This window comes from Kitasatospora sp. NPDC127111, from assembly GCF_042677465.1.
Lineage (GTDB): Bacteria > Actinomycetota > Actinomycetes > Streptomycetales > Streptomycetaceae > Kitasatospora.
On the sequence record NZ_JBHXTG010000082.1, the window covers coordinates 1 to 23,910 of the forward strand.

At 73.8% G+C, this 23,910-nt stretch carries 16 protein-coding genes and 1 pseudogene; 9 read left to right on the forward strand and 8 right to left on the reverse strand.

The window, feature by feature from the left end; translation table 11 throughout:
- Positions 1-229 precede the first annotated feature (229 nt).
- From ACFVHB_RS33980 to trpS, 3 genes are all read right to left on the reverse strand, one after another.
- A complete protein-coding gene (locus ACFVHB_RS33980) occupies positions 230-919 on the reverse strand; it encodes a nucleoside/nucleotide kinase family protein (protein ID WP_380329916.1) in 690 nt (229 codons plus the stop codon).
- A 33-nt stretch (positions 920-952) separates the two neighbouring features.
- Positions 953-1,912 (reverse strand): LD-carboxypeptidase, encoded by a 960-nt coding sequence (locus ACFVHB_RS33985; RefSeq protein WP_380329918.1) that lies wholly within the window; start codon positions 1,910-1,912, stop codon positions 953-955.
- 251 nt (positions 1,913-2,163) lie between these two features.
- Positions 2,164-3,240, reverse strand: a complete 1,077-nt coding sequence (trpS, locus tag ACFVHB_RS33990; RefSeq protein ID WP_380329920.1) for a tryptophan--tRNA ligase — start codon at positions 3,238-3,240, stop codon at positions 2,164-2,166.
- Between the two features lie 369 nt (positions 3,241-3,609).
- On the opposite strand from trpS, the gene ACFVHB_RS33995 reads away from it, so the two are divergent.
- Complete coding sequence (locus tag ACFVHB_RS33995; protein WP_380329922.1) at positions 3,610-4,719, forward strand: ABC transporter substrate-binding protein; 1,110 nt, start codon at positions 3,610-3,612, stop codon at positions 4,717-4,719.
- A 261-nt stretch (positions 4,720-4,980) separates the two neighbouring features.
- Entirely contained in the window at positions 4,981-6,108 is a 1,128-nt protein-coding gene (locus ACFVHB_RS34000; protein WP_380329924.1) for a hypothetical protein, read from the forward strand.
- A 97-nt stretch (positions 6,109-6,205) separates the two neighbouring features.
- On the opposite strand, the gene ACFVHB_RS34005 is transcribed toward ACFVHB_RS34000, so the two are convergent.
- The gene (locus ACFVHB_RS34005; RefSeq protein ID WP_380329926.1) at positions 6,206-6,742 is read right to left on the reverse strand and encodes an NUDIX hydrolase; all 537 of its coding nucleotides are present in this window, start codon (positions 6,740-6,742) and stop codon (positions 6,206-6,208) included.
- Positions 6,743-6,904: 162 nt separating this feature from the next.
- Here ACFVHB_RS34005 and ACFVHB_RS34010 point away from each other — a divergent pair, with 162 nt between their 5' ends.
- Positions 6,905-7,933, forward strand: a complete 1,029-nt coding sequence (locus tag ACFVHB_RS34010; protein WP_380329927.1) for an ATP-grasp domain-containing protein — start codon at positions 6,905-6,907, stop codon at positions 7,931-7,933.
- Between the two features lie 49 nt (positions 7,934-7,982).
- On the opposite strand, the gene ACFVHB_RS34015 is transcribed toward ACFVHB_RS34010, so the two are convergent.
- Positions 7,983-11,936, reverse strand: a complete 3,954-nt coding sequence (locus ACFVHB_RS34015) for an ABC transporter ATP-binding protein (protein ID WP_380329970.1) — start codon at positions 11,934-11,936, stop codon at positions 7,983-7,985.
- Positions 11,937-12,458: 522 nt separating this feature from the next.
- On the opposite strand from ACFVHB_RS34015, the gene ACFVHB_RS34020 reads away from it, so the two are divergent.
- Complete coding sequence (locus tag ACFVHB_RS34020) at positions 12,459-12,635, forward strand: DUF6191 domain-containing protein (protein ID WP_380329929.1); 177 nt, start codon at positions 12,459-12,461, stop codon at positions 12,633-12,635.
- A 107-nt stretch (positions 12,636-12,742) separates the two neighbouring features.
- Here the strand turns inward: ACFVHB_RS34020 and ACFVHB_RS34025 are convergent, their stop codons facing one another.
- A complete protein-coding gene (locus tag ACFVHB_RS34025; RefSeq protein WP_380329931.1) occupies positions 12,743-13,381 on the reverse strand; it encodes a TetR/AcrR family transcriptional regulator in 639 nt (212 codons plus the stop codon).
- Positions 13,382-13,513: 132 nt separating this feature from the next.
- Between ACFVHB_RS34025 and ACFVHB_RS34030 the strand changes: the two genes are divergently transcribed.
- From ACFVHB_RS34030 to ACFVHB_RS34045, 4 genes are all read left to right on the forward strand, one after another.
- Positions 13,514-15,262: a carboxyl transferase domain-containing protein gene (locus tag ACFVHB_RS34030; RefSeq protein WP_380329933.1), complete on the forward strand. Its 1,749-nt coding sequence runs from the start codon at positions 13,514-13,516 to the stop codon at positions 15,260-15,262.
- A 101-nt stretch (positions 15,263-15,363) separates the two neighbouring features.
- Positions 15,364-17,661, forward strand: coding sequence for an acetyl/propionyl/methylcrotonyl-CoA carboxylase subunit alpha (locus ACFVHB_RS34035; RefSeq protein ID WP_380329935.1), 2,298 nt, complete (start codon positions 15,364-15,366; stop codon positions 17,659-17,661).
- Positions 17,658-18,653, forward strand: a complete 996-nt coding sequence (locus tag ACFVHB_RS34040; RefSeq protein ID WP_380329937.1) for a hydroxymethylglutaryl-CoA lyase — start codon at positions 17,658-17,660, stop codon at positions 18,651-18,653. Before ACFVHB_RS34035 ends, ACFVHB_RS34040 begins: the two co-directional genes overlap by 4 nt.
- A 255-nt stretch (positions 18,654-18,908) precedes the next feature.
- A complete protein-coding gene (locus ACFVHB_RS34045) occupies positions 18,909-20,096 on the forward strand; it encodes an acyl-CoA dehydrogenase family protein (RefSeq protein WP_380329939.1) in 1,188 nt (395 codons plus the stop codon).
- A 276-nt stretch (positions 20,097-20,372) separates the two neighbouring features.
- On the opposite strand, the pseudogene ACFVHB_RS34050 reads toward ACFVHB_RS34045, so the two are convergent.
- Positions 20,373-20,813, reverse strand: a pseudogene (locus ACFVHB_RS34050) (universal stress protein); the annotation flags it as partial.
- Positions 20,814-21,663: 850 nt separating this feature from the next.
- On the opposite strand from ACFVHB_RS34050, the gene ACFVHB_RS34055 reads away from it, so the two are divergent.
- On the forward strand, positions 21,664-22,884 hold the full coding sequence (locus ACFVHB_RS34055) for an HAD-IA family hydrolase (protein WP_380329941.1): 1,221 nt from the start codon (positions 21,664-21,666) through the stop codon (positions 22,882-22,884).
- A gap of 168 nt (positions 22,885-23,052) precedes the next feature.
- On the opposite strand, the gene ACFVHB_RS34060 is transcribed toward ACFVHB_RS34055, so the two are convergent.
- Positions 23,053-23,865 (reverse strand): GNAT family N-acetyltransferase, encoded by an 813-nt coding sequence (locus ACFVHB_RS34060; protein WP_380329943.1) that lies wholly within the window; start codon positions 23,863-23,865, stop codon positions 23,053-23,055.
- Between the last annotated feature and the right edge of the window lie 45 nt (positions 23,866-23,910).

Here is a 23,910-nt window from a genome sequence, read left to right on the forward strand (position 1 = left end):
TCTGCGGCTTGACGCCCCGTCCGACGTTTCAAACTCTAGCCGAACCCCGCTCCGAAAAGCGAATCCAGCCGCAACCCATATAAACCGACACGCCACAACAGGCCCGAGCCGCAAAAGCCGAAAAAGGCAAGACGCGACCCAGCCCGAACTGGGAAGTGTGGTGTTTCCAAGGATTGGCCGCCCCGGGACCGTCCGCGCAGACGCGTGTCCGGTGCTCCCTGCCGAGCGACTAGGAAACACTACGCCCTTCCGGGACGACAGGCAAACCCTCGACCCGGACGATCCGCGTGCAGAGTGCGCGGCCCGCCTTCACGTACTCGCCGTTGGGGTGGTCGTTGTGGGTGACCCAGTGCCGGGCGGTGGCCTCGTCCCGACCGCCGTCGCGGTGGCGGCGGATCAGGCGCTCCTCGCGGACGGCGTCGTCGGCGTCCACGTACCAGAGCTCGCGCAGCAGTCGGCGGGCCTCGGGCCAAGGGTGCTCGGCGGCGGCGAGGTAGTTGCCCTCGGTGATGACGAGCCGGGCGTGCGGGGCGACGACGTGGCGGGCGGCGACGGGTTCGTCGAGCTCGCGGTCGAAGTCGGGGACGTAGATGTCCTGGAAGCGGTCCGCCGCGACCCGGCGCAGCAGGGCGAGGTAGCCGTGGGCGTCGAAGGTGGGGGGTGCGCCCTTGCGCTGGCCGAGGCCGAGGCGGTCGAGCTGGGCGGCGGAGAGGTGGAAGCCGTCGAGCGGGAGGTACGCGGCGCTGCCGGGGCCTTCGCGGCGTTCGACCTCCGCGACCAGATGCCTGGCCAGGGTGGACTTGCCGGCCCCCGGCGGGCCGGCAAGTCCGAGGATGGTGCGGGTGCTGCTGCCCCGGCCCCGGAGGAGGCCGAGGGCGAGCGACACGAGGTCGAGGGCGGTGAGGGTGTCCGCGTTCATGGGCGCACCCTACTGACCGGGCCCCGCCGGTGGTCAGTCCCGCGGGGCGAGCGCGGGCGTCTCCAGGGTGAGGGTCCCGGCGTCGGCGTCGAGGAGGGCGGGGACGCCGAGTGGCACGGTCAGGGTGGAGGGGCAGTGGCCGAAGCCCAGCTCCCAGAGCACGGGTATGCCGAGCGGACCGAGCCGGTCGAGCATGACCTCCTTGACCCGCTCGGGCCGGCCGCAGCCCTCCCAGGAGCCGAGGGCGATGCCGGCGACGCCGTCCAGTGCGCCGGAGCGCAGCAGCTGGGTGACGAGGCGGTCGAGCTGGTAGGGGTGCTCGTTGACGTCCTCCAGGACGAGGATGGTGCCGGCGAAGGAGGGCCGTCCGGCGGGGGTTCCGCGTTCGGCGGTGATGACGTGGACGCAGCCGCCAGCCGTGATGCCGCGGGCCCGGCCGGGGACGAGGGCCTCGGCGGTGGGCGAGGTGAGCACGGTGGTGGCGTCGGGGTCGAAGAGGGTGCGGCGCAGGTGGTCGGCGGTGGGGCCGTCCTCGATGAAGGAGGCGGCCGCGCTCATCGGCCCGTACAGCGTGGCGATGCCGAGCCGCTGGGCGAAGGCCTCGTGCAGGGAGCTGACGTCGCTGAAGCCGATCAGGACCTTGGGCGGGACGGCGCGCATCGCGTCCCAGTCGAGCAGCTCGACGATGCGGTGCACGCCGTATCCGCCGCGGGCGCAGATGACGGCGTCGACGGTGGGGTCGAGCCAGGCGGCCTGGAGGTCGGCGGCCCGGTCGGCGTCGGTGCCCGCGAGGTGGCCGAGGACCGGGTGGGTGTCGAGGACGTGCGGGCCGACCGTGACCTCCAGCCCCCAGGAGCGCAGGATCTCGGACCCGGCGGTGAGCCGAGCGGGGTCGATCGGGCTGCTGGGGGCGACCACGGCGATGCGGTCCCCGGGGAGGAGCCGGGGCGGGCGGGTCAGGCCTCGGGCGGGCGCGGGAGTGCGCTGATCCATTGCCAGGGTCCTTCCGGGAGGAGGTCATTCGGGGTGGGCACCGTGCTGCCGGGGATGATCATGCCGTGTCCCCTCGCACCGCGGGTGGCGAGGTCGCCACGACCGGCGAGGCCGCCCCGACCGGCGGGGCCGGCAGCGGTGGAGGGGTGGCGAGGGCGGAGCGAGGGCGGAGCGTTCGATCGGCCCGGCGGGTTCGGTGAGTCCGGCCGGAGATCGGTGGGTCCGGCCAGAGAAGGTATGCCCAGTGGACCTCAGGCTGATCCCATCACCGCCCTGACCTCGTCCAGCGTGGCGTCGGCGACGGCGTTGGCCCGCGCGGCGCCGGCGCGCAGGATCTGCCGGACGTGACCGCGGTCGGCGGCGAGTTCGGCGCGGCGGGCGCGGATCGGGCGGAGGTGTTCGTTGACGGCCTCGGTCACCGTGCGCTTGAGCGCGGCGCTGCCGCCGTCACCGATCTCCTCGGCGACGGCCTCGGGTGCGCGGCCCTGGCTGAGGGCGGCGAGCAGGACGAGGCTGGAGACCTCGGGGCGGTTCGCCGGGTCGTAGCCGATCCGGCGCTCGGTGTCGGTCTTGGCGCCCTTGATGAGGCGGGCGGTGGTGTCCTCGTCCGCGGAGAGCGCGATGGCGTTGCCGCGGCTCTTGCTCATCTTGCCGCCGTCGGTGCCGAGCAGCAGCGGCGCCGCGGAGAGCAGGGCCTCGGGGCGGGGGAAGACGGCGGCGCCGTCCGGGTGCGGGTAACGCTCGTTGAAGCGGCGGGCGACGGTGCGGGTGACTTCGAGGTGGGGCAGCTGGTCCTGGCCGACCGGGACCACGTTCGCCTTGCAGAAGAGGATGTCGGCGGCCTGGTGGACGGGGTAGGTGAGCATCAGCCCGCTCACCGACGACTGACGGGAGTGGGCGATCTCGTCCTTGACCGTGGGGTTGCGGTTCAGCTCGGCGACGCTGACCAGGCTGAGGAAGGGCAGCAGCAGTTGGTTGAGGGCCGGGACGGCGCTGTGGGTGAAGACCGTCGCCCGGTCGGGGTCGATGCCGACGGCGAGGTAGTCGAGGACGAGGTTCTCGGTGTGCTCGGCGAGGTGGTCGGCGACGTCCCGGTCGGTGATGACCTGGTAGTCGGGGATGACGATGAACAGCTCGACGCCGAGGCGCTGCAGCCGGACCCGGTTCTGCAGGCTGCCGAAGTAGTGGCCGAGGTGGAGCGGTCCGGTGGGGCGGTCACCGGTCAGGACGCGGTGGGCGCCGGGGTTGCGGCGGATCCGCTCGTCCAGGTCGGTGGAGGGCGTGGGCGCGGTCGGGGTGGCGGCGGCGGTGAGGGCGGTGACGGTCATGGGGTCTCCTCGGTACGGCGAGTGGTGGTGTGGCCGTCCGGGGCTCGGGCCCGTGTCCGTCGGAAAACGCAGCAGGGCCGTCCATCCGGACGGCCCTGGTCAGGCGTGGCTGGTGGCCGTCCTAGGACGGCCACCAGTCGAGACCTGCGAAGCGCTTCATGCGGTCGAGGATAACGGCGCTCCTGGGTGACGTCAGGTCACTTTCGACGTCAGGTCGATTTCGACGTGACGTCGCTTTCGGCGTGCGGTCGCTTTCGACGGCGGCCCCTCTCTTCCGCGCGGCAGGCGGGACCGCCCGCACGCGATCGCCCGCACGGCTTCAGCTAGGTTTGCCTCACCTAACTTCGATCGATCGAGAAGGAGCGCCGCGTGGCCCCCCACCCCCTCGACCGGACCGTCGCCGGCCCCGCCCCCTCTCGCCGCAGGCTCCTCACCGCCGGGCTCGCCGGTGGCGCGGTCCTGGGCCTGGGCGGGCTGCTCACGGCCTGCGGCAGCTCCGGGGACTCCGGCGGAGCCGCCGCCGGACCGGCCAAGGCCCCGGGCGGCTCCTCGCCCGACCAGAAGTCGGTCAACCAGGGCGGCGACGACTACGCCACCGTGATCGAGAAGATGAAGGGCTTCGGGACCGACGCCGCCCCCGGTGTCTACCCGCGCACCGTCAAGCACGCCATGGGCGAGACGGTCATCCCCGCCAAGCCGGTCCGGGTCGTGGTGCTCGACACCGGCGAGCTCGACAACGTCGTCTCGCTCGGCATCCAGCCGGTCGGCGTCGTCCACACCGACGGTTCCAAGGCCATGCCCTCGTACCTCAAGGACAGGGCCGGCAACCCGGCCGACGTCGGCACCATCAACAGCCTCAACCTGGAGGCCATCGCCGCCCTGAAGCCCGATCTGATCCTCGGCAGCCAGCTGCGTGCCCAGGAGCAGTACGCGCAGCTCTCCAAGATCGCGCCGACCGTCTTCTCGCTGCGCCCGGGCTACCCCTGGAAGCAGAACTTCCAGCTCAACGCCAGCCCGTTCGGCCTGGAGGCGGAGGCCAAGGCGCAGCTCGACGCCTACCAGGCGGCGGCCGCGGCGATCGGCGCCGCGCTGGGCGACAAGCGGCCCACCGTCACGCCGCTGCGGTTCATGCCCGGCAAGACCCGCCTCTACGCCGAACTCTCCTTCATCGGCACCATCCTCACCGACGCGCAGCTGCCGCAGCCCGAGATCGAGCAGGTCAAGGAGCTGGCGGTCGAGATCAGCCCCGAGCAGATCGACAAGGCCGACGCCGACTGGGTCTTCTACGGCGTCTACGGCACGCCCAGTTCGACCAACCAGGACGCGGTGCTCGGCGGTCCGCTCTGGAAGACGCTCGGTGCGGTCAAGTCCGGTCAGGCCCGGCCGGTTTCGGACGAGACCTGGTTCCTCGGACTCGGTGTCAGCGCGGCCAACACGGTCCTGGCCGAGCTGAAGGGCTTCGTGGCACCGGGCTCCTGAGCCTCGAACGGCGGCGGACCGACCAACGCGACGGCGCGGGTTCGACGTTACGTCGGGTCGGTTCCGCGGTGCGCGGGCCGGGTCCGGTGTTGCGCGGGGCCGGTTCGGCGTTGCGCGGGGCCGGTTCGGCGTGAAGTGGGGCCGGTTCGGCGTGAAGTGGGGCAGAACGGTCGCGGCGCGTCCGCCCGTCGGAAAGCCGCTTGGAGCTGATCGCGGGGTGCGGGAGGATCGTCGGGACCGTACCCCGAAGGGCTCGTGCCGATGACCACGCTCGACCAGACCGCGACCGCCTCCGACCTGCCGTCAGCCGGTCCCTCCTCCCCCGGCCTTCCGTCGCGCGCGGAGGGCGGCACCGCCACGTCCGCGGCGCCCGTCGTGCTCTGCTCGATCGCGGCGGCGACGGACTCCGGGGCGGCCGGCGCCTCCCGCGACGGCTCCGTTCCGCGACCGCGCGGCGGAGCGAGCGAGGAGGGGGCCGACGGTGCCGGGGTCGGCGGTGCCGGGGCCGGGGTCGGCGGTGCCGGTGCTGCGGCGGGCGGCCACGGTGGTGATGCTGGCGAGCAGACGACCGCCGTGATCCGAGCCGGTCTGGCCGAGCGGCTGCGGACGGCGTACGGGGAGGGACGGTCCCCCGTCGAGCTCGCCGCCGTGTGCCGGAGGCCGGTGGCGGAGGTCCACTCGCTGTCCGAAAGTGCGGGCGCGGAGGCTTCGCCCGGTTCCGACTCCGGACCCGGTGGGTTCATACGACTTCAACCTCCGGCGGCATCGGCGGGCGCACCGGCGGTCCCCGTGCTGCGGGCCGCGCAGGAGGAGCTGCGGATCGTCCGTTCCAAGCGCCCCTCGCCGTCCCGGCGGCTGCGCCGCATGCACCCCGAAGTGGCGGCCGCGGAACAGGTCTCGGAGCAGACCTGGAGGGCGGACGCTGCGGTACCGCCGTCCGTCGCGGCCGGCGCACCCGCGCCCGTGACCGAAACCCGCGGCGGTGCGTCCCCCGCGGGTGGGGGCGACGGGGCTGCGGCCCTCGGGGGTGGAGCCGACGCCGGCGCCGAGACGCCGCTCGGCATCCTGATCGGCGGTACCCCGAACCTCCCCGAGGCCGTCGGCCGACCGGAGGAGCGGGAGCCGGTCCGGGTGACGGCCGAGCTGATACGGATCGGCCGCGGCACCGTCCTGGTGGTGCTGCCCGCGTGGCGGCCCGCCATCGCCGTCTCGGTGCCGACCGAACACCTGCTGCACGCCACCGGGCTCGGCTTCGACCGCCTCGCCGACACCCAGCTGTCGGTGCTGATCAACCCCGGTGCGCTGCACGACCGGGAACTGGACCTGCACGGCTGGCAGGCCGGCCCGGCCGGGCGCGCCGGTCGCCGCGGCGGGCGGCCCGCGCTCTAGGAGCGGACCGGCCGGGCACACCCGGGGCCGGGGAGGTGGCCGCCGCCGACAGCTCCGGGTGGTTCCTGCGGCTCGGTGGCTACCATGGCTCCGGCGGTCAGCGGGCCGGGGTCGGGGCGTTCGGGATGTAGCCGAGGTGGACGGGAACCGGTTCGCGCCGGTCGGCGAGCCAGGCGTCCCGGACGTCGGCCAGCAGCTCCGGGAGGCTCGGCGGCCAGAGGGCATCGGCGTCCTCGGCGACCAGGTCGTCCGGGGTCCACCAGCGCCAGTCCAGGATCCGGTCGATGGCGTGCACCTCGCTGACGTCGCCGACCGGGCCCCGGTGCGGCCCGCTGGTCAGGTAGATGTGCTCGTGCTGGCGGACGGGCGTGCCGTGCCAGGTGAAGTCGTGCTCCCAGGTGCAGAGCAGCGGGCCGGGTTCGAGGTCGGTCCAGCCGGTCTCCTCCCAGAGCTCGCGACGGGCGCCCGCCAGCGGCGTCTCGCCGGGTTCGATACCGCCTCCGGGCATCGTCCAGTGCACGCCGACCTTGTTGTTGTCCGAGCGGAGCAGGAAGACGGAGCCGTTCTCGTCCAGCACCACCGTCCGGGCCGCCTGCCTGGGGGTGCGCCTCACACGCTGCAGCAGATTTCGCATCGGATCACTCTCGCAGCGACGACCGGGACCGTCGAGCGGATTAGCGACCGGGGCGGCGACCGGGGCGAGCAGGCCGGTGGGACGGCGCACATGCCGCACCGTCCCCGCGGAGAAGGGGCGTTGGCCCCACCGCGAACTCCCGCCGGCCGTACGCTGGCGCCCATGCCCGAACCAGCGATCATCTTCCCGGCCGACCCGCTCAACCCGCGCCGGCCCGACCCGCACTTCGCCTGGGAGGCCCGGAAGCTACGGGAGTTGGGCGGCGATCACTACCTCGTCGACCATGACGCGCTGCTCGCCGGGGACGCCGCGGAGGCCGTTCGGCGGGTGCCGCGGGACCGCGGCCCGCTCTGGTACCGGGGGTGGATGATCCCCTCCGCCGACTACGCCGGCCTCGCCCGGGCGTTGGCCGACCGGGGCGTCAACCTGCTCACCAGCCCGGCCGGTTACGCCTCGGCGCACGAACTCCCCGGCTGGTACGACGTGTTCGAGGGCGCCACCCCGGCGAGCAGCTGGATCCCGCTGTCCCCGACCGCGGGCGGGACGGGACCCGGACCGGGCCCCGGGGCCGAGCAGCTGGCGGCCGCCGTCGCGCGGCTCGGCGGGCACGGCCCGGCGATCGTCAAGGACTACGTGAAGTCCCGCAAGCACGAGTGGGACGAGGCCTGCTACGTCCCCGAGCTGTCCGACCTGGACGCCGTCGGCCGCGTGGTGGCGCGCTTCGTCGAGCTGCAGGGCGAGTTCCTGGCGGGCGGTGTGGTGCTGCGCCGGTACGAGGAGTTCGCGCGGGCCGGGGGCCGCGGCCCGGCGGACGGTCCGGCGCACGGTCGGGCCCCCGGCGGCGGGTCCGGCGGCGCGTCCGGCGGCGGCGGTGCGGTGGGCAGGACGGAGGTCGGCACGGAGGCCGGCCGGGACGGCGAGCGGGCGGTGGAGGCCCGGGTCTGGTGGCTGGACGGCGAGCCCGTCCTCATCGGACCGCACCCGGACGCCCCCGGGCAGACCTCGGATCCGGACCTCACCGGGGTCAGCCCCCTGGTCCGGTCCCTCGGCTGCCGCTTCATCACCACCGACCTCGCCTGCCGGGCCGACGGCTCCGGCTGGCGGGTGGTGGAGGTCGGCGACGGGCAGGTCAGCGACCTGCCGCGCGGCATCGACGCCTCCGGACTGCTCGCCGCGCTGCTCGCGGCCTGAGCGGGCGGAGACCGGGTGGCCCCGCCCGCCCTGAACGCGAGGCCGGCGCCTAGCCCGCGACCGGGGCCGGGGCCGGGTGACCGTCCGCGATGAACGCCTGCCAGAGCCGCGCGTACACGCCGCCCTGCGCGAGGAGTTCGGCGTGCGTCCCGTCCTCGACCACCTTGCCGTGGTCGAGGACGACGACGCGGTCGGCGCGTTCCGCGGTCGTGAGGCGGTGGGCGATGACCAGCGTGGTGCGGCCGCCGCTGAGCCGGTCCGAGGCGTGGTTGACGGCCGCCTCGGTGGCCAGGTCCAGCGCGGCGGTGGCCTCGTCCAGGAGCAGGACGTCCGGGTCGACCAGCTCGGCCCGGGCCAGCGCGATGAGCTGCCGCTGCCCCGCCGAGAGGTTCCGGCCGCGCCCGGTGACCTCGTGGTCGTAGCCGCCCGACAGCCGGACGATCATCTCGTGGGCGCCGACCGCCCGGGCCGCCGCCTCCACCTCGGCCGCCGTGGCCGAGGGCCGGCCGTACGCGATCGCCTCGCGCACCGTGCCCGCGAACAGGTACGCCTCCTGCGGCACCACGCCGAGCCGGTGACGGTACTGCGCCAGGTCGTACCGGGTCAGGTCGACGCCGTCCACCCGGACCGTGCCGGCGGTCGCGTCGTAGAACCGGGCGACCAGCTTGACCAGCGTCGACTTGCCGGCGCCCGTCTCGCCGACCAGTGCCACCGTCTGGCCCGCCGGGATGTGCAGGTTCACGCCGGTGAGGACGTCCGGGGCGCCGTCGGCGCCGCCGTTGTAGGCGAAGCTGACGTCCTCGAAGTCGATCTCGCCGCGGAGTCCGCCGCGCACCGGCACCGGGTCGGCCGCCTGGGCGGTGGTGGTCGGGGTGCGCAGCAGCTCCCGGATCCGGCCCAGGCCGACCGCCGCCTGCTGGTAGCCGTCGAAGACCTGGGAGAGCTGGTTGACCGGGGCGAAGAACAGGTCGATGTAGAGCAGGTAGGCGACCAGCGCGCCGACCGTGAGCGTCCCGGAGTCGACCCGCGACGCGCCCACGATCAGCACCAGCGCGGCGGCGACGCTGGAGAGGAACTGCACGAACGGGAAGTACAGCGAGATGTACAGCTGCGCCCGGACCCTGGCCTCGCGGTAGGCGATGCCCCGGGCGACGAAGCGGTCGGTGTTGGTGTCCAGCCGGCGGAAGGCCTGGACGATCCGCATCCCGGCCACGTTCTCCTGGAGGTCGGCGTTGACCGCACTGATCAGGTCGCGGGAGATCTCGTACTGCTGCTTGGACTTCTTGCGGAACACCAGCGTCGCGACCACCAGGAGCGGCAGCACGGCGAAGACCACCAGGGCCAGGCCGGCGTCGATGATCAGCAGGGCGGCGAAGATGCCGAAGAAGGTCAGCAGGCTGACCACCGCGGTGACCACGCCGGTCTGCAGGAAGGACGTCAGCGAGTCCAGGTCGGTGGTCATCCGGGTCATGATCCGCCCGGACAGCTCGCGCTCGTAGTAGTCCAGCCCGAGCCGGTTGAGGTGGGCGAAGATCTTGAGCCGGAGCGTGTAGAGCACCCGCTCGCCGGTGCGGCCGCTGACCCGGTTCTCGGCGCTCTGCACCAGCCAGTCCAGCAGGACCACCACCAGCGCGGCCAGGGCGGCGGCGGCGACGCCCGACATCAGCGCCTTGCTCACGCCGTCGTCGATGCCGTGCCGGATCAGGATCGGCAGCACCAGGCCGGCGCCCGCGTCCAGGGCCACCAGCAGCAGGGCGATGGCGAGCGGGCGGCGGAAGGGGCGCAGCAGGCGGCGGAGGGTGAAGTCCGGGTCGCCGGCCTCGGCCTCGGTGCGGGTGATCGCCGGCGTGTCGGTGGCCGGCGGGAGGGCGGCGAGCTTGCCCAGCAGCTCCGGGTCGGCGGTGCGGGCCGCCTTGGCCAGGGCCGGGGTCGACGGCTCGGGGATGGTGGGCTTGGAGGTGGTGGGCGCGGTGGCGGTGGGCGCAGGTGCGGTGGGCGCGGAGGCGGTGGGCTCGGGGGCGATCGGATCGCTGCCGGCCGGTGTTGCGGCGGCCGGTGTTGCGGCGGCCGGTGCCGCGGCGGAGGCCGGGGGTCGGGTCTTGCCGGCCTCGGGGTCGGAGATCAGGACCCGGTACTGGGGACATCGTGCGTCGAGTTCCTCGTGCGTTCCGATGTCCAGCAGCCGGCCGTGGTCCAGTACGGCGATCCGGTCGGCCAGTTGAAGGGTGGAGCGCCGGTGCGCGATCAGCAGCGTGGTGCGGCCGGTCATGACGGAGCGCAACGCGTCGTGGATCTCCGCTTCGATCTGCGGGTCCACCGCCGAGGTCGCGTCGTCGAGCAGCAGGATGCTCGGGTCGGTGAGGATGGCCCGGGCCAGGGCGATCCGCTGGCGCTGGCCGCCGGAGAGCGTGAGGCCCTGCTCGCCGACCTTGGTGTCGTAGCCGTCGGGCAGCTCCCGGACGAACTCGTCCGCCTGCGCCGCGCGCGCGGCCGCCACGATCTGCTCGTCGGTGGCGTCGGGCCGCCCGTACGCGATGTTGGTGCGGACCGTCTCGGAGAACAGGAAGCTCTCCTCGGGGACGATGCCGACGGCGGCCCGGACCGAGTCCAGGGTGAGTTCGCGCAGGTCGTGGCCGTAGAGGCGGACCGCGCCGGCCGCCGGGTCGTAGAACCGCGGCACCAGCTGCGCCACCGTGGACTTGCCCGAGCCGGAGGCGCCGACCAGGGCCAGCGTCTCGCCGGGGGCGAGCTTCAGGCTGAGCCCGTGCAGCACGGGCGCCGGGTGCTCGGGGTCGTAGCGGAACTCGACCTGGTCGAACTCCAGCGCCACGTCCGGCGTGCGGGGGCCGGCGGTGCGCCGCGCCGCGGTGGGGCCGACGGTCGCGGCGGTCACGGCGGTCACGGCGGGGTCAGCGGCCTCGGTGGTCCGGGCGGCCAGGGCGGTCCGGCCGGCCTGAGCGGTCCGGGCGCTCTGGTCGGCCCTGGTCGCCCCGGCGGCGTCAAGGGTGGCGCCGTGGTGCTTGGCGGTGAGGTCGAGGGCGACCGCGTCCGGGCGCTCCTGCACCAGCGGGCGCTCGTCGATCAGCTGGACCACTCGCTCCACACCCGCGCGGGCCTGCTGGCCGACCGTGATCACCATGGTCAGCATCCGCACCGGACCGGTCATCTGCGCCACGTAGGTGGAGAAGGCGACGAAGGTGCCGAGCGAGACCTGGCCGTCGACCGCCAGCCAGCCGCCGAAGGCCAGCACCGCGACCTGGGCCAGCGCCGGGATCGCCTGCATCGCCGGGTTGTAGCGGCTGTTCAGCCGGATCGACCGCAGGCGCGCCGCGAAGAGGTGGCGCGAGGCCGCCTCCAGCTTGTCCAGCTCCTGGGCCTCCTGGCCGAAGCCCTTGACCACCCGGACGCCGCCGACCGCCTCGTCCACGACGCCGGCCACGGCCGCCGCCTCCTGCTGCGCCGCCCACGTGGACGGGAACAGCCGCTTGCGGCTGAGCACCGAGACCCACCAGAGCGCCGGACCCATGACCAGCGCCACCAAGGTGAGCGGCGGCGAGAGCCAGATCATCACGGCCAGCGACATCACGAACATCAGCAGGTAGCCGGTCATCATCGGCAGCATCGAGAGCAGGCCGTTGATCAGCTGGAGGTCGGAGGTGGCACGGCCGACCACCTGCCCGGTGTCCAGCCGGTCCTGCCGGTGCCCGTCGAGCCGGCCGAGGGAGCGGAAGAGGTCGCTGCGCATGTCGTGCTGGACGTCGAGCGCGAGCTGTCCGCCGTAGTAGCGGCGCACCTGGGTGCAGCCGAACACCAGCGCGGCCGCCAGCAGCAGCACCACGGCCCAGGGGGCCAGGGAGCGGGTGTGGGCGGTGATGACGTCGTCGATGATCAGCTTGGTGACCAGGGGGACCAGCGCGGTGACGGCCATGCCGACCAGCGAGGCCCCGAAGGCCAGCAGCACGCTGCGCCGCGACCGCCAGCAGTAGCCGATCAGCCGCCGCAGCCAGCCCGAGCCGCCCCCGCCGTCGGCGGCCGCCGCCGCCTGCGGGCCACCCCGTTCGCCCCCGGTGCCCCGGGTAGCGGCATCAGCGGTACCGGCACCGGGACCGGTCCGGGGTCCGCTCGGCGAAAGCTCCACCGTAGATCCGTGAGTCTCAGGCATATTTAGGGATGCTAACCATTCCGTCGGGTGGCCGCCATGGTTTTATCCGGCCAGAGCACGCCGGGCACCCGACCCGGCGGAGGGACCAACAGCCCACGGCCTGCGGAGATTCCCGACCGGGGCCGCGACCCGCGCCCCGCTAACCAGGGTGGACGACGCCACGCCGGACGCCCACCTCCCACCGGCGCACCGCGCCACCCTCCTTTGGACCTAGGCCGCGCAAGGGCAAGGAGCCCATCCGCCCCTCCGTCCGCCCGCGTTCGTGCGCCCGTCCGGGGCACTGTGCGCAGCCGACGGGGCAGTGAACCACCCGGGGCCTGTCCGGCGTGGGCTCCGGGACCGGGGGCGTCCGACGAGCTCCAGGTGCTCCTCTCGCCCGGCCACCGGCAACTGCGCGAGGAGACAGAGCGGCGACTGCTCCTGCGGGACGACACCGGTGCCGCCACCCCGGGCGACCGCCGGATCGACCCGGAGTCGGGCCGGGTGGTGGTCCACCGGAAGCCGCCGCGACAGCCCGCCGACGGGCCGATCGGGCGCTGACGGGTCTATCGGGCGCCGAGGAGTCGGTCAGGCACCGGCGGACCGATCGGACGCCGACGGGGTCGGGCCACCGGATCGGATGGCGGGCGGCCGGGAGCGCGGTCGGGTCAGCCGCGGGCGGCGGCGTCGGCCGCGGCGGAGAAGGCGCCGTGCGCGAGGCTGTGCAGCAGGGCGGCCATGCCGTCGCGTTCGAGGGCGGCCCGGTCGTCCTGGGCGGGGCTCGGGCCGAGGCTGTGCGGGGTGGAGTTGATCAGTCCGAAGACGGCGTGCACGGCGGCCCGGGCGACGGGCTCGGCGCCGGGTTCGGCGAGCGGCGGGTAGGCCTGCCGGACCACGGCGACCCAGAGTTCGACGTAGCCGCGCTGGAGGCGGCGGACGGTCCGGCGGTCCTCCTCCTTGAGGTTCAGCAGCTCGCGGTCGTGGAGGGTGATGAGGTCCCGGTCGTCGAGCGCGAAGTCGACGTGCCCGCTGATCAGCGCGTCCAGCGCCTCGGCCGCGCCGTCGCCGCCGCCCGCCCGGCGGCGGCCCTCTTCCAGGAGGCGCTCACTGATGCCGATCAGCAGGTCGGCGAGCATCGCGTCCTTGCCCGCGAAGTGCCGGTAGAGCCCGGGCCCGCTGATGCCGACCGCCTTGCCGATCTCGTCGACCCCGACGCCCAGGAAGCCGCGGGCGGCGAACAGCCGGGCGGCCTCCCTGCGGATCTGGTCGCGGCGTGGGAGCGCTGGGGTGGCTGGGACGTTCGGCATGCTGCCCATCGTAGACAGTCGGGTTATCGCCCGTTAACCTGGGCAACACGAGTTAACGCTCATTAACGTGGGGGTCGCGGGCTCACCCGGCTCTGCCGCCCACCTGGTGCCGAGGGCAAGGGAGCTCTTGGGATGGTCATCTCCACCGCCGGCGTACCCACCGGCGTCAACGGCAACGCGACGGCCGGAGCCGCGTCCGGACCGGGTGGTCCGGGCGGCGCACCGTCCGGCACGGCCGGCGGATCCGTCGCCCCGGGAGCCGCCGCTCCCGCCCCGCGGCTCGGCACCGCGGTCGACCCGGGTTCGGAGTCCTACCGGGCCAACACCGAGGCGCACCGCGCCCTGGTCGCCGAACTGCGCGAGAAGCTCGGCACGGCGGCCCTCGGCGGCGGGGCCAAGGCCCGGGCCCGGCACACCGCCCGCGGCAAACTGCTGCCGCGGGACCGCGTCGACACCCTGCTCGACCCGGCCTCCCCCTTCCTCGAACTGGCCCCGTTGGCGGCCGACGGGATGTACGACGGCGCCGCCCCGGCGGCGGGCGTGATCGCGGGCATCGGCCGGGTCGCGGGGCGCGAGGTGGTCGTCGTCGCCAACGACGCCACCGTCAAGGGCGGCACCTACTACCCGATGACGGTGAAGAAGCACCTGCGCGCCCAGGAGGTCGCGCTGGAGAACCGCCTCCCCTGCATCTACCTGGTGGACTCGGGCGGCGCGTTCCTGCCGATGCAGGACGAGGTCTTCCCGGACCGCGACCACTTCGGCCGGATCTTCTACAACCAGGCCCGGCTCTCGGCCGCCGGCATCCCGCAGATCGCCGCCGTGCTCGGCTCCTGCACGGCGGGCGGCGCGTACGTCCCGGCGATGAGCGACCAGGCCGTCATCGTCCGCAACCAGGGCACGATCTTCCTCGGCGGGCCGCCGCTGGTGAAGGCCGCGACCGGCGAGGTGGTCACGGCCGAGGAGCTGGGCGGCGGCGACCTCCACTCCCGGACCTCCGGCGTCACGGACCACCTGGCCGAGGACGACACCCACGCCCTCTCCATCGTCCGCACCATCGTGGCCGGGCTCGGGCCGCGCGCGGCCCGGCCGTGGCCGCTCGCCCCGGCCGAACCGCCCGCCGTCGATCCGGCCGGCCTGTACGGGGCCGTCCCGGTCGACCCGCGCACGCCCTACGACGTGCGCGAGGTGATCGCCCGGCTGGTCGACGGCAGCCGGTTCGCCGAGTTCAAGGCCGAGTACGGCGCGACCCTGGTGACCGGCTTCGCCAAGATCCACGGCCACCCGGTCGGCATCGTCGCCAACAACGGCGTGCTGTTCTCCGAGTCCGCCATGAAGGGCGCGCACTTCATCGAGCTGTGCGACCAGCGGGGCATCCCCCTCCTCTTCCTCCAGAACATCACCGGGTTCATGGTCGGCCGGCAGTACGAATCGGGTGGCATCGCCAAGCACGGCGCCAAGATGGTCAACGCCGTCGCCTGCACCCGCGTCCCGAAGCTGACGGTGGTGATCGGCGGCTCGTACGGCGCCGGCAACTACTCGATGTGCGGCCGGGCCTACTCGCCCCGCTTCCTCTGGATGTGGCCCGGCGCCAAGATCTCCGTCATGGGCGGGGAGCAGGCCGCGTCCGTGCTGGCCACCGTCCGCCGCGACCAGTTGGAGGCGCACGGCGAGGAGTGGCCGACCGAGGCGGAGGAGGAGTTCAAGCGCCCGGTCCGCGAGCAGTACGAGCGCCAGGGCAACGCCTACTACGCCACCGCGCGGCTCTGGGACGACGGCGTGATCGACCCGATGGACACCCGCACCGTCGTCGGGCTGGCACTCACCGCCTGTGCCAACGCCCCGCTCCCGCCGCCCGGCCCGTTCGGCGTCTTCCGGATGTGACCCCGGCCGGGCGTGACCGCGCCCGGCCCCGGCCGTCCCACTGCCGTCCCCTCTCACCACCTCCTTCGTACGGCTCCCCTCGACCCGGAGGAACGCCTCCCATGTTCGACACAGTTCTGGTCGCCAACCGCGGCGAGATCGCCGTCCGGGTGATCCGCACCCTGCGGCGGCTCGGCGTGCGCTCCGTCGCCGTCTTCAGCGACGCCGACGCCGACGCACCCCACGTCCGCGAGGCCGACGTCGCGGTCCGGCTCGGACCGGCCGACCGCAGCGACAGCTCGGCCGCCGAGACCTACCTGCGGACCGACCAGATCCTCGCCGCGGCCCGCCGCACCGGCGCCCAGGCCGTCCACCCCGGTTACGGCTTCCTCGCTGAGAACGCCGCCTTCGCCCGCGCCTGTGCCGACGCCGGCCTGGTCTTCATCGGTCCTCCTCCCTCCGCGGTCGAGCTGATGGGCGACAAGATCAACGCCAAGGAGGCCGTCCGCGCCGCCGGCGTACCGGTCGTCCCGGGCAGCCACGCGACCGCGCCCACCGACGAGGAACTCGTCGCGGCCGCCGACGAGATCGGCTACCCCGTCCTACTCAAGCCGTCCGCCGGCGGCGGCGGCAAGGGCATGCGGCTGGTGCGCGACCCCGCCGACCTCCCGACCGAGATCGCGGCCGCGCGGCGGGTCGCCCGGACCGCCTTCGGTGACGACACGCTGCTGTTGGAGCGCTGGATCGACCGGCCCCGCCACATCGAGGTGCAGGTGCTGGCCGACGCCCACGGCACCACCGTCCACCTCGGCGAGCGCGAGTGCAGCCTGCAGCGCCGCCACCAGAAACTGATCGAAGAGGCACCCTCCGTCCTGCTCAACGCCGAGACCCGTGCCGCGATGGGCGCCGCGGCCGTCCGCGCCGCGGAGTCCTGCGGCTACACCGGAGCCGGCACCGTGGAGTTCATCGTCCCCGGCATCGACCCGGACTCCCCCACCCCCACCGAGGGGGTACGGGACTTCTTCTTCATGGAGATGAACACCCGTCTCCAGGTGGAACACCCCGTCACCGAACTCGCCGTCGCCGTCACCCCCGCCACCCCGGCCGCCGCCCCGGCCCAGCGGCTGGACCTGGTCGAGTGGCAGGTGCGGATTGCCTCGGGCGAGCGCCTCACCTTCTCCCAGCCGGACATCTCCTTCCTGGGCCACGCCATCGAGGCCCGCATCTGCGCCGAGGACCCGGAACGGGACTTCCTGCCCACCGGCGGCCGCATCCTGGTGCTGGACGAGCCGCAGGGCGAAGGAGTCCGGGTGGACTCCGGCGTCACCGCGGGCACGGTCATCACCAGCGCCTACGACCCCATGCTCGCCAAGGTCATCGCGTACGGGCCCGACCGCCCGACCGCGCTGCGCCGGCTCCGCGCTGCGCTGGCCGACACCCGGATCCTCGGCGTCACCACCAACACCGGCTTCCTGCGGCGACTGCTCGCACACCCCGAGGTCACCGCCGGACGGCTCGACACCGGCCTGGTGGAACAGACGGCCCAGCAGGAACCCGCGCTGCTGGCCTCGCCCTACTCCCCCGCATCCGTCGCCACTGCCGTCACCGCCGACGCGGCCGACTCCCGGCCCGCCGAAGCACCGACGCCCGCTCACCTCCTCTACTACGCGGCCGCGCTCGCGCGGCACCTCGACCTCATCCCCGCCGCCGACGGCGGCGGCTGGACCGACCCCTTCTCCCTTCCCTCCGGCTGGCGCCTGGGCGGCGAGGCAGCCTGGACCACGCACCGACTCCGGGCCCCCGGCCAGGATCCGGTGTCGGTGTGCATCCGTCCGATCACTGCGAGCAACGTAGCCGAGGCCACTGACATTCCGCCCGGCGTCACCCCCGAGGTGGACGTCCGGCTCGGTTCCGGGCCGGCCCACCGCGCCCGGGCCGTACGGACCGGGAACCGCCTCCACCTCACCGTCGACGGCCTGCAGACGACCTTCGCCCTGACCGCCGACGACGCCGCCGGCCTGGCCGGCGGCCCGGCGGCCGGGCCGGTCACCTGGCTCGGCGTCGACGGCGACGCCTGGCCGCTGCACGCCCACGACCCGGTCGGCGAGAGCGCCGCCGCCGGCGCGGCCCACCACGGCGCCCTGACCGCCCCGATGCCCGGCACCGTCACCGTCGTGAAGACCACGGCCGGCGAACAGGTCCGGCGGGGCCAACCCCTGCTCGTCCTGGAGGCCATGAAGATGGAACACGTGATCGCCGCCCCGCACGACGGCACCGTGAGCGAGCTGCGGGCCACCGCCGGGGCCACCGTGGCCATGGAGGAACTGCTGGTCGTGGTCACCCCGGCCGAGGACGGACCGGCAGGCGGTCCGGCCGACGGACCGGCGCTCGACGCGACCGCGGCCGAGGTGCGGTCATGAGCACCGCCGCCACCCCCGCGCACGAGCCCGACGCGCTCGACCTGGGCCTGCCCGCTCCCGTCCGCGCCCCCGGCCTGCCCGAGGAGGTCCGCGTCCACGAGGTCGGACCGCGCGACGGACTGCAGAACGAGGGCGCGCTGGTCCCCGTCGAGGTGAAGGCCGAGTTCATCGCCCGGCTCGCGGCCACCGGGCTGCGCACCGTCGAGGCGACCAGTTTCGTCCACCCCAAGTGGGTGCCCCAGCTCGCCGACGCCGAGGAACTGGTCCCGCGGCTCGCCGAGCTGCCGGGCCGTCACCCCGGCCTGCGGCTCCCGGTGCTGGTGCCCAACGAGCGCGGGCTGGACCGCGCGCTCGCCCACCACGCCACCGACATCGCGGTGTTCGCCAGCGCCACCGAGACCTTCGCCCGCCGCAACCTCAACCGCTCGGCGGACGATGCGATGGCGATGTTCCGGCCGGTGGTGGAGCGGGCGACCGCGGCCGGTGTCCGGGTGCGCGGCTACCTCTCGATGTGCTTCGGCGACCCGTGGGAGGGGCCCGTCCCCGTCGAGCAGGTGATCGGCTTCGGCGTGCGACTGCTGGAGATGGGCTGCGACGAGCTGAGCCTCGGCGACACCATCGGGGTCGCCACCCCGGGCCAGGTCACCGCGCTCCTGGACGGCTTCGCCGAGGCCGGCGTACCGGTCGACAGGCTCGCGGTGCACTTCCACGACACCTACGGCCAGGCGCTCAGCAACACGCTGGCCGCCCTGCGCGGCGGCGTGACCACGGTCGACGCCTCGGCGGGCGGCCTGGGCGGCTGTCCGTACGCCAAGAGCGCCACCGGCAACCTGGCCACCGAGGACCTGGTGTGGATGCTGCACGGCCTCGGCATCCGGACCGGGGTCGACCTCCGCGCCCTGGTGGCCACCAGTGGCTGGATGGCGCGCCAGCTCGGCCGCCCCAGCCCGTCCCGCACCGTCCAGGCGCTGCTCGGCGCGAGCCGGGGCTGACGCGCCGGCGGCCCGCAACGGCCGCCGGCGCCCGCATCCTTCTTCCACCACGGCGCCCCGCACCTCCCCGCGCCGCCCCTTCCGGCGTTCCCGCGGCGCCCGGGCACCGGCCGGAGCCCGGCCCGTCCGGCACCACCCCGTACGGCACCACCCCTTCCCCTTCCGCACTCCGTGCGTCGGTCACACCATCCGATCGACACACGGTCATCCCGATCACGCCCGCGGCCACCCCGGCCGGGCCACAGGAGGATCACCATGCTCGATCACCGGTTGAACAGCGAGTACGAGGAACTGCGGCGCACCGTCGCCGAGTTCGCCCAGGACGTGGTCGCGCCGAAGATCGGCGAGTTCTACGAGCAGAACGAGTTCCCCTACGAGATCGTCCGGGAGATGGGACGGATGGGCCTGTTCGGCCTGCCGTTCCCCGAGGAGTACGGGGGCATGGGCGGCGACTACTTCGCGCTCTGCCTCGCCCTGGAGGAGCTCGCCCGGGTCGACTCCTCGGTCGCCATCACCCTGGAGGCCGCGGTGTCGCTCGGCGCGATGCCGATCTACCGCTTCGGGACGGAGGAGCAGAAGCGCGAGTGGCTGCCCCGGCTGACCTCCGGCGAGATGCTCGGGGCGTTCGGCCTGACCGAGCCCGAGGGCGGCTCCGACGCCGGTGCGACCCGCACCACGGCGCGGTACGACGAGGCCACCGACGAGTGGGTCATCAACGGCACCAAGTGCTTCATCACCAACTCCGGCACCGAGATCACCGGCCTGGTCACGGTCACCGCGCTCACCGAACCGATCGCTCGTTCGAGTGAAGACGGCGAATTCCCCTCGCCGCAGCGCGAAATCTCTTCCATCATCGTTCCCACCGGAACCCCGGGTTTCCAGGTGTCGAAGAAGTACTCGAAGGTCGGGTGGAACGCATCCGACACCCGCGAACTGTCCTTTACCGACTGCCGCGTTCCCGCGGCCAACCTGCTGGGCGAGCGTGGCCGCGGCTACGCCCAGTTCCTGCGGATCCTCGACGAGGGCCGCATCGCGATCGCAGCCCTGGCCACCGGCCTGGCCCAGGGGTGCGTCGACCAGTCCGTTTCCTATGCCGGTACGCGTCGGGCCTTCGGCCGGAACATCGGCGCCAACCAGGCCATCCAGTTCAAGCTCGCCGACATGGAGATGCGCGCACACACCTCCCGCCTGGCCTGGCGGGACGCCGCCTCCCGGCTGCTGCACTCCGAACCGTTCAAGAAGGAGGCCGCGATCGCGAAGCTGTACTCGTCCGAGGCCGCCGTCGACAACGCCCGCGAGGCGACCCAGATCCATGGCGGGTACGGCTTCATGAACGAGTACCCGGTCGCCCGCTTCTGGCGCGACTGCAAGATCCTCGAGATCGGGGAGGGCACGTCGGAGGTCCAGCGCATGCTCATCGCCCGGGAGCTGGGCGTCTCCTGAGACGCTGCCCCACCTGAACCAACCTGTTCTCCGATTCTCCGGCTCTCCGGCCATCCGGTTGTCCGGCTTCGCGGCGGCTCGCCCACCTGCCACCCGGGGCCGCCGATCATCGGGACCGCCGATCGCCGGGGCGGCCGGAGAGTCGGAGAACAGACCGCACACCGTCGGCACCCCAGCCGAGGCTCGCCGTGAGCACGGAACGCCGAACGCACACGACGCCGTCAACAAAGGAGGATTCGCCCGGCCCGGCCGCCGAACCGGCGGGGAGACGGGCCGTCAGGGAATGACGATCACAGGGCGGTTGGCGCGCCGGGCCAGCCGGCCGGAGACCGAGCCGAAGAGCTTGCCGAGCAGGCCGTGCGTACTGCCGACCACGATGGCGTCGGCGGCGTACTCGCGGCCGACCTCCTCGATCTCGTGGCAGATGTCGCCGCCGCGCTCGACCAGGATCCAGGGAACGCCGGCGAGGAAGTCCGCGCAGGCGAGCTCCAGGCCGAGGACCTCGGTCCGATGGTCGGGGAGGTCCACGAAGACCGGAGGTTCACAACCGGCCCAGACCGTGGCGGGCAGCCGGTTCGCCACGTGCACGATCACCAGGCCGCACTGCGAGCGACGGGCCATGCCCACCGCGTAGGCGAGGGCACGCTCGCTCGACAGCGAGCCGTCGAACCCGACCACCACGCCGTGCTGGAAGGCGGGGTCACAGGGCCGGTCGGGGGTCTCCTGGGGCTTCGGCGCTCCCGGCGCACTGGGCAGGCCCGCGCTCCCCGGGCGCTCGGCACCCGGACCGAGGCGGCCCGTCACCGTGGGCTCCGCACGGCCGTCACGCTGGTGCTCCCGACCGCGACGCTGGTCCCGATCCCGGTGCTGGTCCGGCTGCTGGTCGTGTCGCCGGCGCGAGCCGGGGCGGCTGCGGCGCGCGAGGTCGCGAAGGATGCGGGAGAGGGACCGAGCGTCCACGGCAGCCGGCCCTCCCTCGAGGTCGCCAGCGCCTCCGTGCTCGCCGCCGCGCCCCCCGGCCGCTGCGCCCGCGCCGTGGACCGCGTCCGGTTCCACCGGTCGGGAGAACTCAAAACCAGCCATGGCTCAAGGCTCTTCGAGGGAGGTGGGCCGACAGGAGAGGACAACGCTGCCCGGGCAGCAGGGCCGCCTACGGAACGACGTCGGTCTGCGCCGAGCACCACCGTTTGTGACCTATTCCTTTCAGAGTACGACGGGCGGGAGGCCCAGCCCAGCGACGAAGCCTCCGAACGCCTTTGTTCCCGCGAACGGAGGATGCGCGCGCCGGTCGCGGTGCGCCCCCGTCCACGAACGATCGCGCCCCTCCGGAAAGGAGGTTCCCTGGAGCTTGACTGAGCGAACCGGGCGGCGCAACAGGCCCTCGGGACACCGTGACCGGACTGTCATTGATCGACGACGATCAGTCGCCACCGGTCACCGGCCGTCGTTCGCGACGAAGAGGCGGAGGGAAGGGCTCCGGCACCCGTTTCAGCCAATCCGCCGGGGTTCGCGTCGGCCTCTGGCATTTGCCAGGTGCATAGACGCGGCCACTGGCACGATGCTCGGCATGCCCCTGCTCCTGCTCGACCTCGACAACACGCTGCTCCCCAGGGATGCCGCTTTCCGGGCCTGGGCTCAGGATTTTCTTTCCGAACGAGGGCTGCCGCCCGGTGACGTCGACTGGCTGGTCACCATCGACGGCGGCGGCTACGTGCCGCGCAGCACCGTACTGTCCGCCGCCCAGCGCCGCTACGGCCTGGACGACTCCCTCGAATTCCTGCTCGCCCACTACCGACGCGGCATCAACTCCCACATCCACTGCCCCTCCCGTCACGTCGAGGCGCTGCAGGCCGCCCGGGCCGCGGGTTGGACGCTCGGCATCGTCAGCAACGGCGGGACCCGGCCCCAGTTGGAGAAGATCCGCCGGACCGGACTCGGTCCGATGGTCGACGGCTGGGTGATCTCGGAGGAGGCGGAGTGCGTCAAGCCGGACCCGCTGATCTTCGAGATCGCCGCCCAGCGCTGCGGCATCGCACCCACCGGCGACTGGACCGCGGACACCTGGATGATCGGCGACCACGCCCCCGCCGACATCGCGGGGGCCGAGCTCACGGGGCTGCGCAGCGTCTGGCTGCACCACGGCCGACCGTGGGCCGAACCGGGCTACCGGCCGACGCTGAAGGCGGCCGGCCTGCCGGAGGCCATCGGGCAGGTGCTGGCCGCGCGCAGTGCGCCGGGAGCGCGACCGGGGATCCGGGCGGGCGGCACGGCCCGTCGGCGGCCGGCGGGCGCGGTCCCGGGGAGTCTCCGGCCCCGGGACCGCGCGCTGACGGCGCTACCCGGCGTGCGGTCCGGCGCGCAGCTCCCGCTGTCCGCCCCGGACGGCTGGCGTGCGCCTGTTCCCGTGAACGGCGCCGTCGCGGGCCCGGCCGGGGAAGTTGGTGTCCGAAACCGTGCCGGCGAATTTGCGGTTGCGGGTGACGGCCGCCACGCCGGTACGGGGTCGCCCGGTGTCGCGGACCGGCCGGGACTCGGAGCCGACCGACCCGCCACGGCCGACGCCCGCACCAACGGCAACCGCACCACCGGCAGCCCCGCGACCGGCGAGCGCACGGTCGCCGATCGCGCAGTGGTCGAGCGCGCAGTGGTCGATCGCACGGTCCACGTCCGCGAGACCGCCGCCCCCGCCGTGGAACGGCCCGCGCGGACGCGGTTCGCGCCGCCTCGGGTGTGGTTCGGAGTGGGCCCGGCCGCGCCTTCGGTGGAGGCCGCGGCCGTATCACCGTGAGGCGGCGCACCCGGGCGCCGGGGTGCCCGCCACCCCGGCAGCCGACCACCCGGCCGTCACCACCACCGGCAGCCGCCGTCGAGAGCCGCGCCCCTATCGGGCGTCGCCGCCCGCAGGGTCACCCCGATCGGGCGTCGCCGCCGGCCGGCCGGCGCACGGACACGGCCCCTACGAGGCCGCGGGGGCGGGCGGCGTGGGCACCGACCACCAGTGGGTGCGGCCGTGCTCGGTGAAGCCGAGCTTGAGGTAGAGCGGTTCGCCGAGCAGGGTGGCGACCAAGGTCGCCGGGCGCTCGGGGTCGGCGGCGGCCAGAGCGGTCTCCAGGACGGCCCGCGCCACGCCGCGGGAGCGGTGGTCGGGGAGCGTCGCGACCCAGTAGACGCCGGTGGCCTGGCCGTCGTCGTAGGTGAGGCAGGCCCCGGCCGGTGCGCCGTCGATGCGGCCGAGCCAGGCCCGGAAGCCCTGCTCCCACAGCAGCTCCCCGGGCAGCATCACGCCGCGCTTCCAGGGCTGGTGGGCCTCGATCGGAAAGCCCTCGACGATCGCGTGCTCGACCTCGGCGAACTCGTCGGCGTCGAAGGTCTCATCGACCGTCAGGCGCCCGCCGCCCCGGGCGCCTGAACCCGGGAGCGCGCCGAGGAGCGGCGGTTCGACCGGGCCCGGTTCGCGGACCATGACGGCCATCGCCCGGCCGTGGCCGTAGCCGTAGCGGGTCATGTCCAGGCGGCCGTAGGGGTCTTCCAGGGTGAGCCGCACGGTGGACCAGTCGCGCAGCAGGGCCGCCAGTTCGTCCTCGAGCGGTTCGGTCGCGCCGTAGGGGCGGGTGATCACGATGCGGTGGGCGTCGTCCGGCGTGCGGGCGCAGCGCACGGCGGTGAACCGGGGTGTTACGAGTTGCTGCCAGCCGTGCGCCCGGGCTTGGGCGAGCCAGAATGCGGCGGCGTTGTCGTTGGCCTGTTCGAGCCGGCTAATCGTCTTCACCTCAGGACCGTAGCGCGGGTGATCCGATCATCGCTCTGCCGCTTC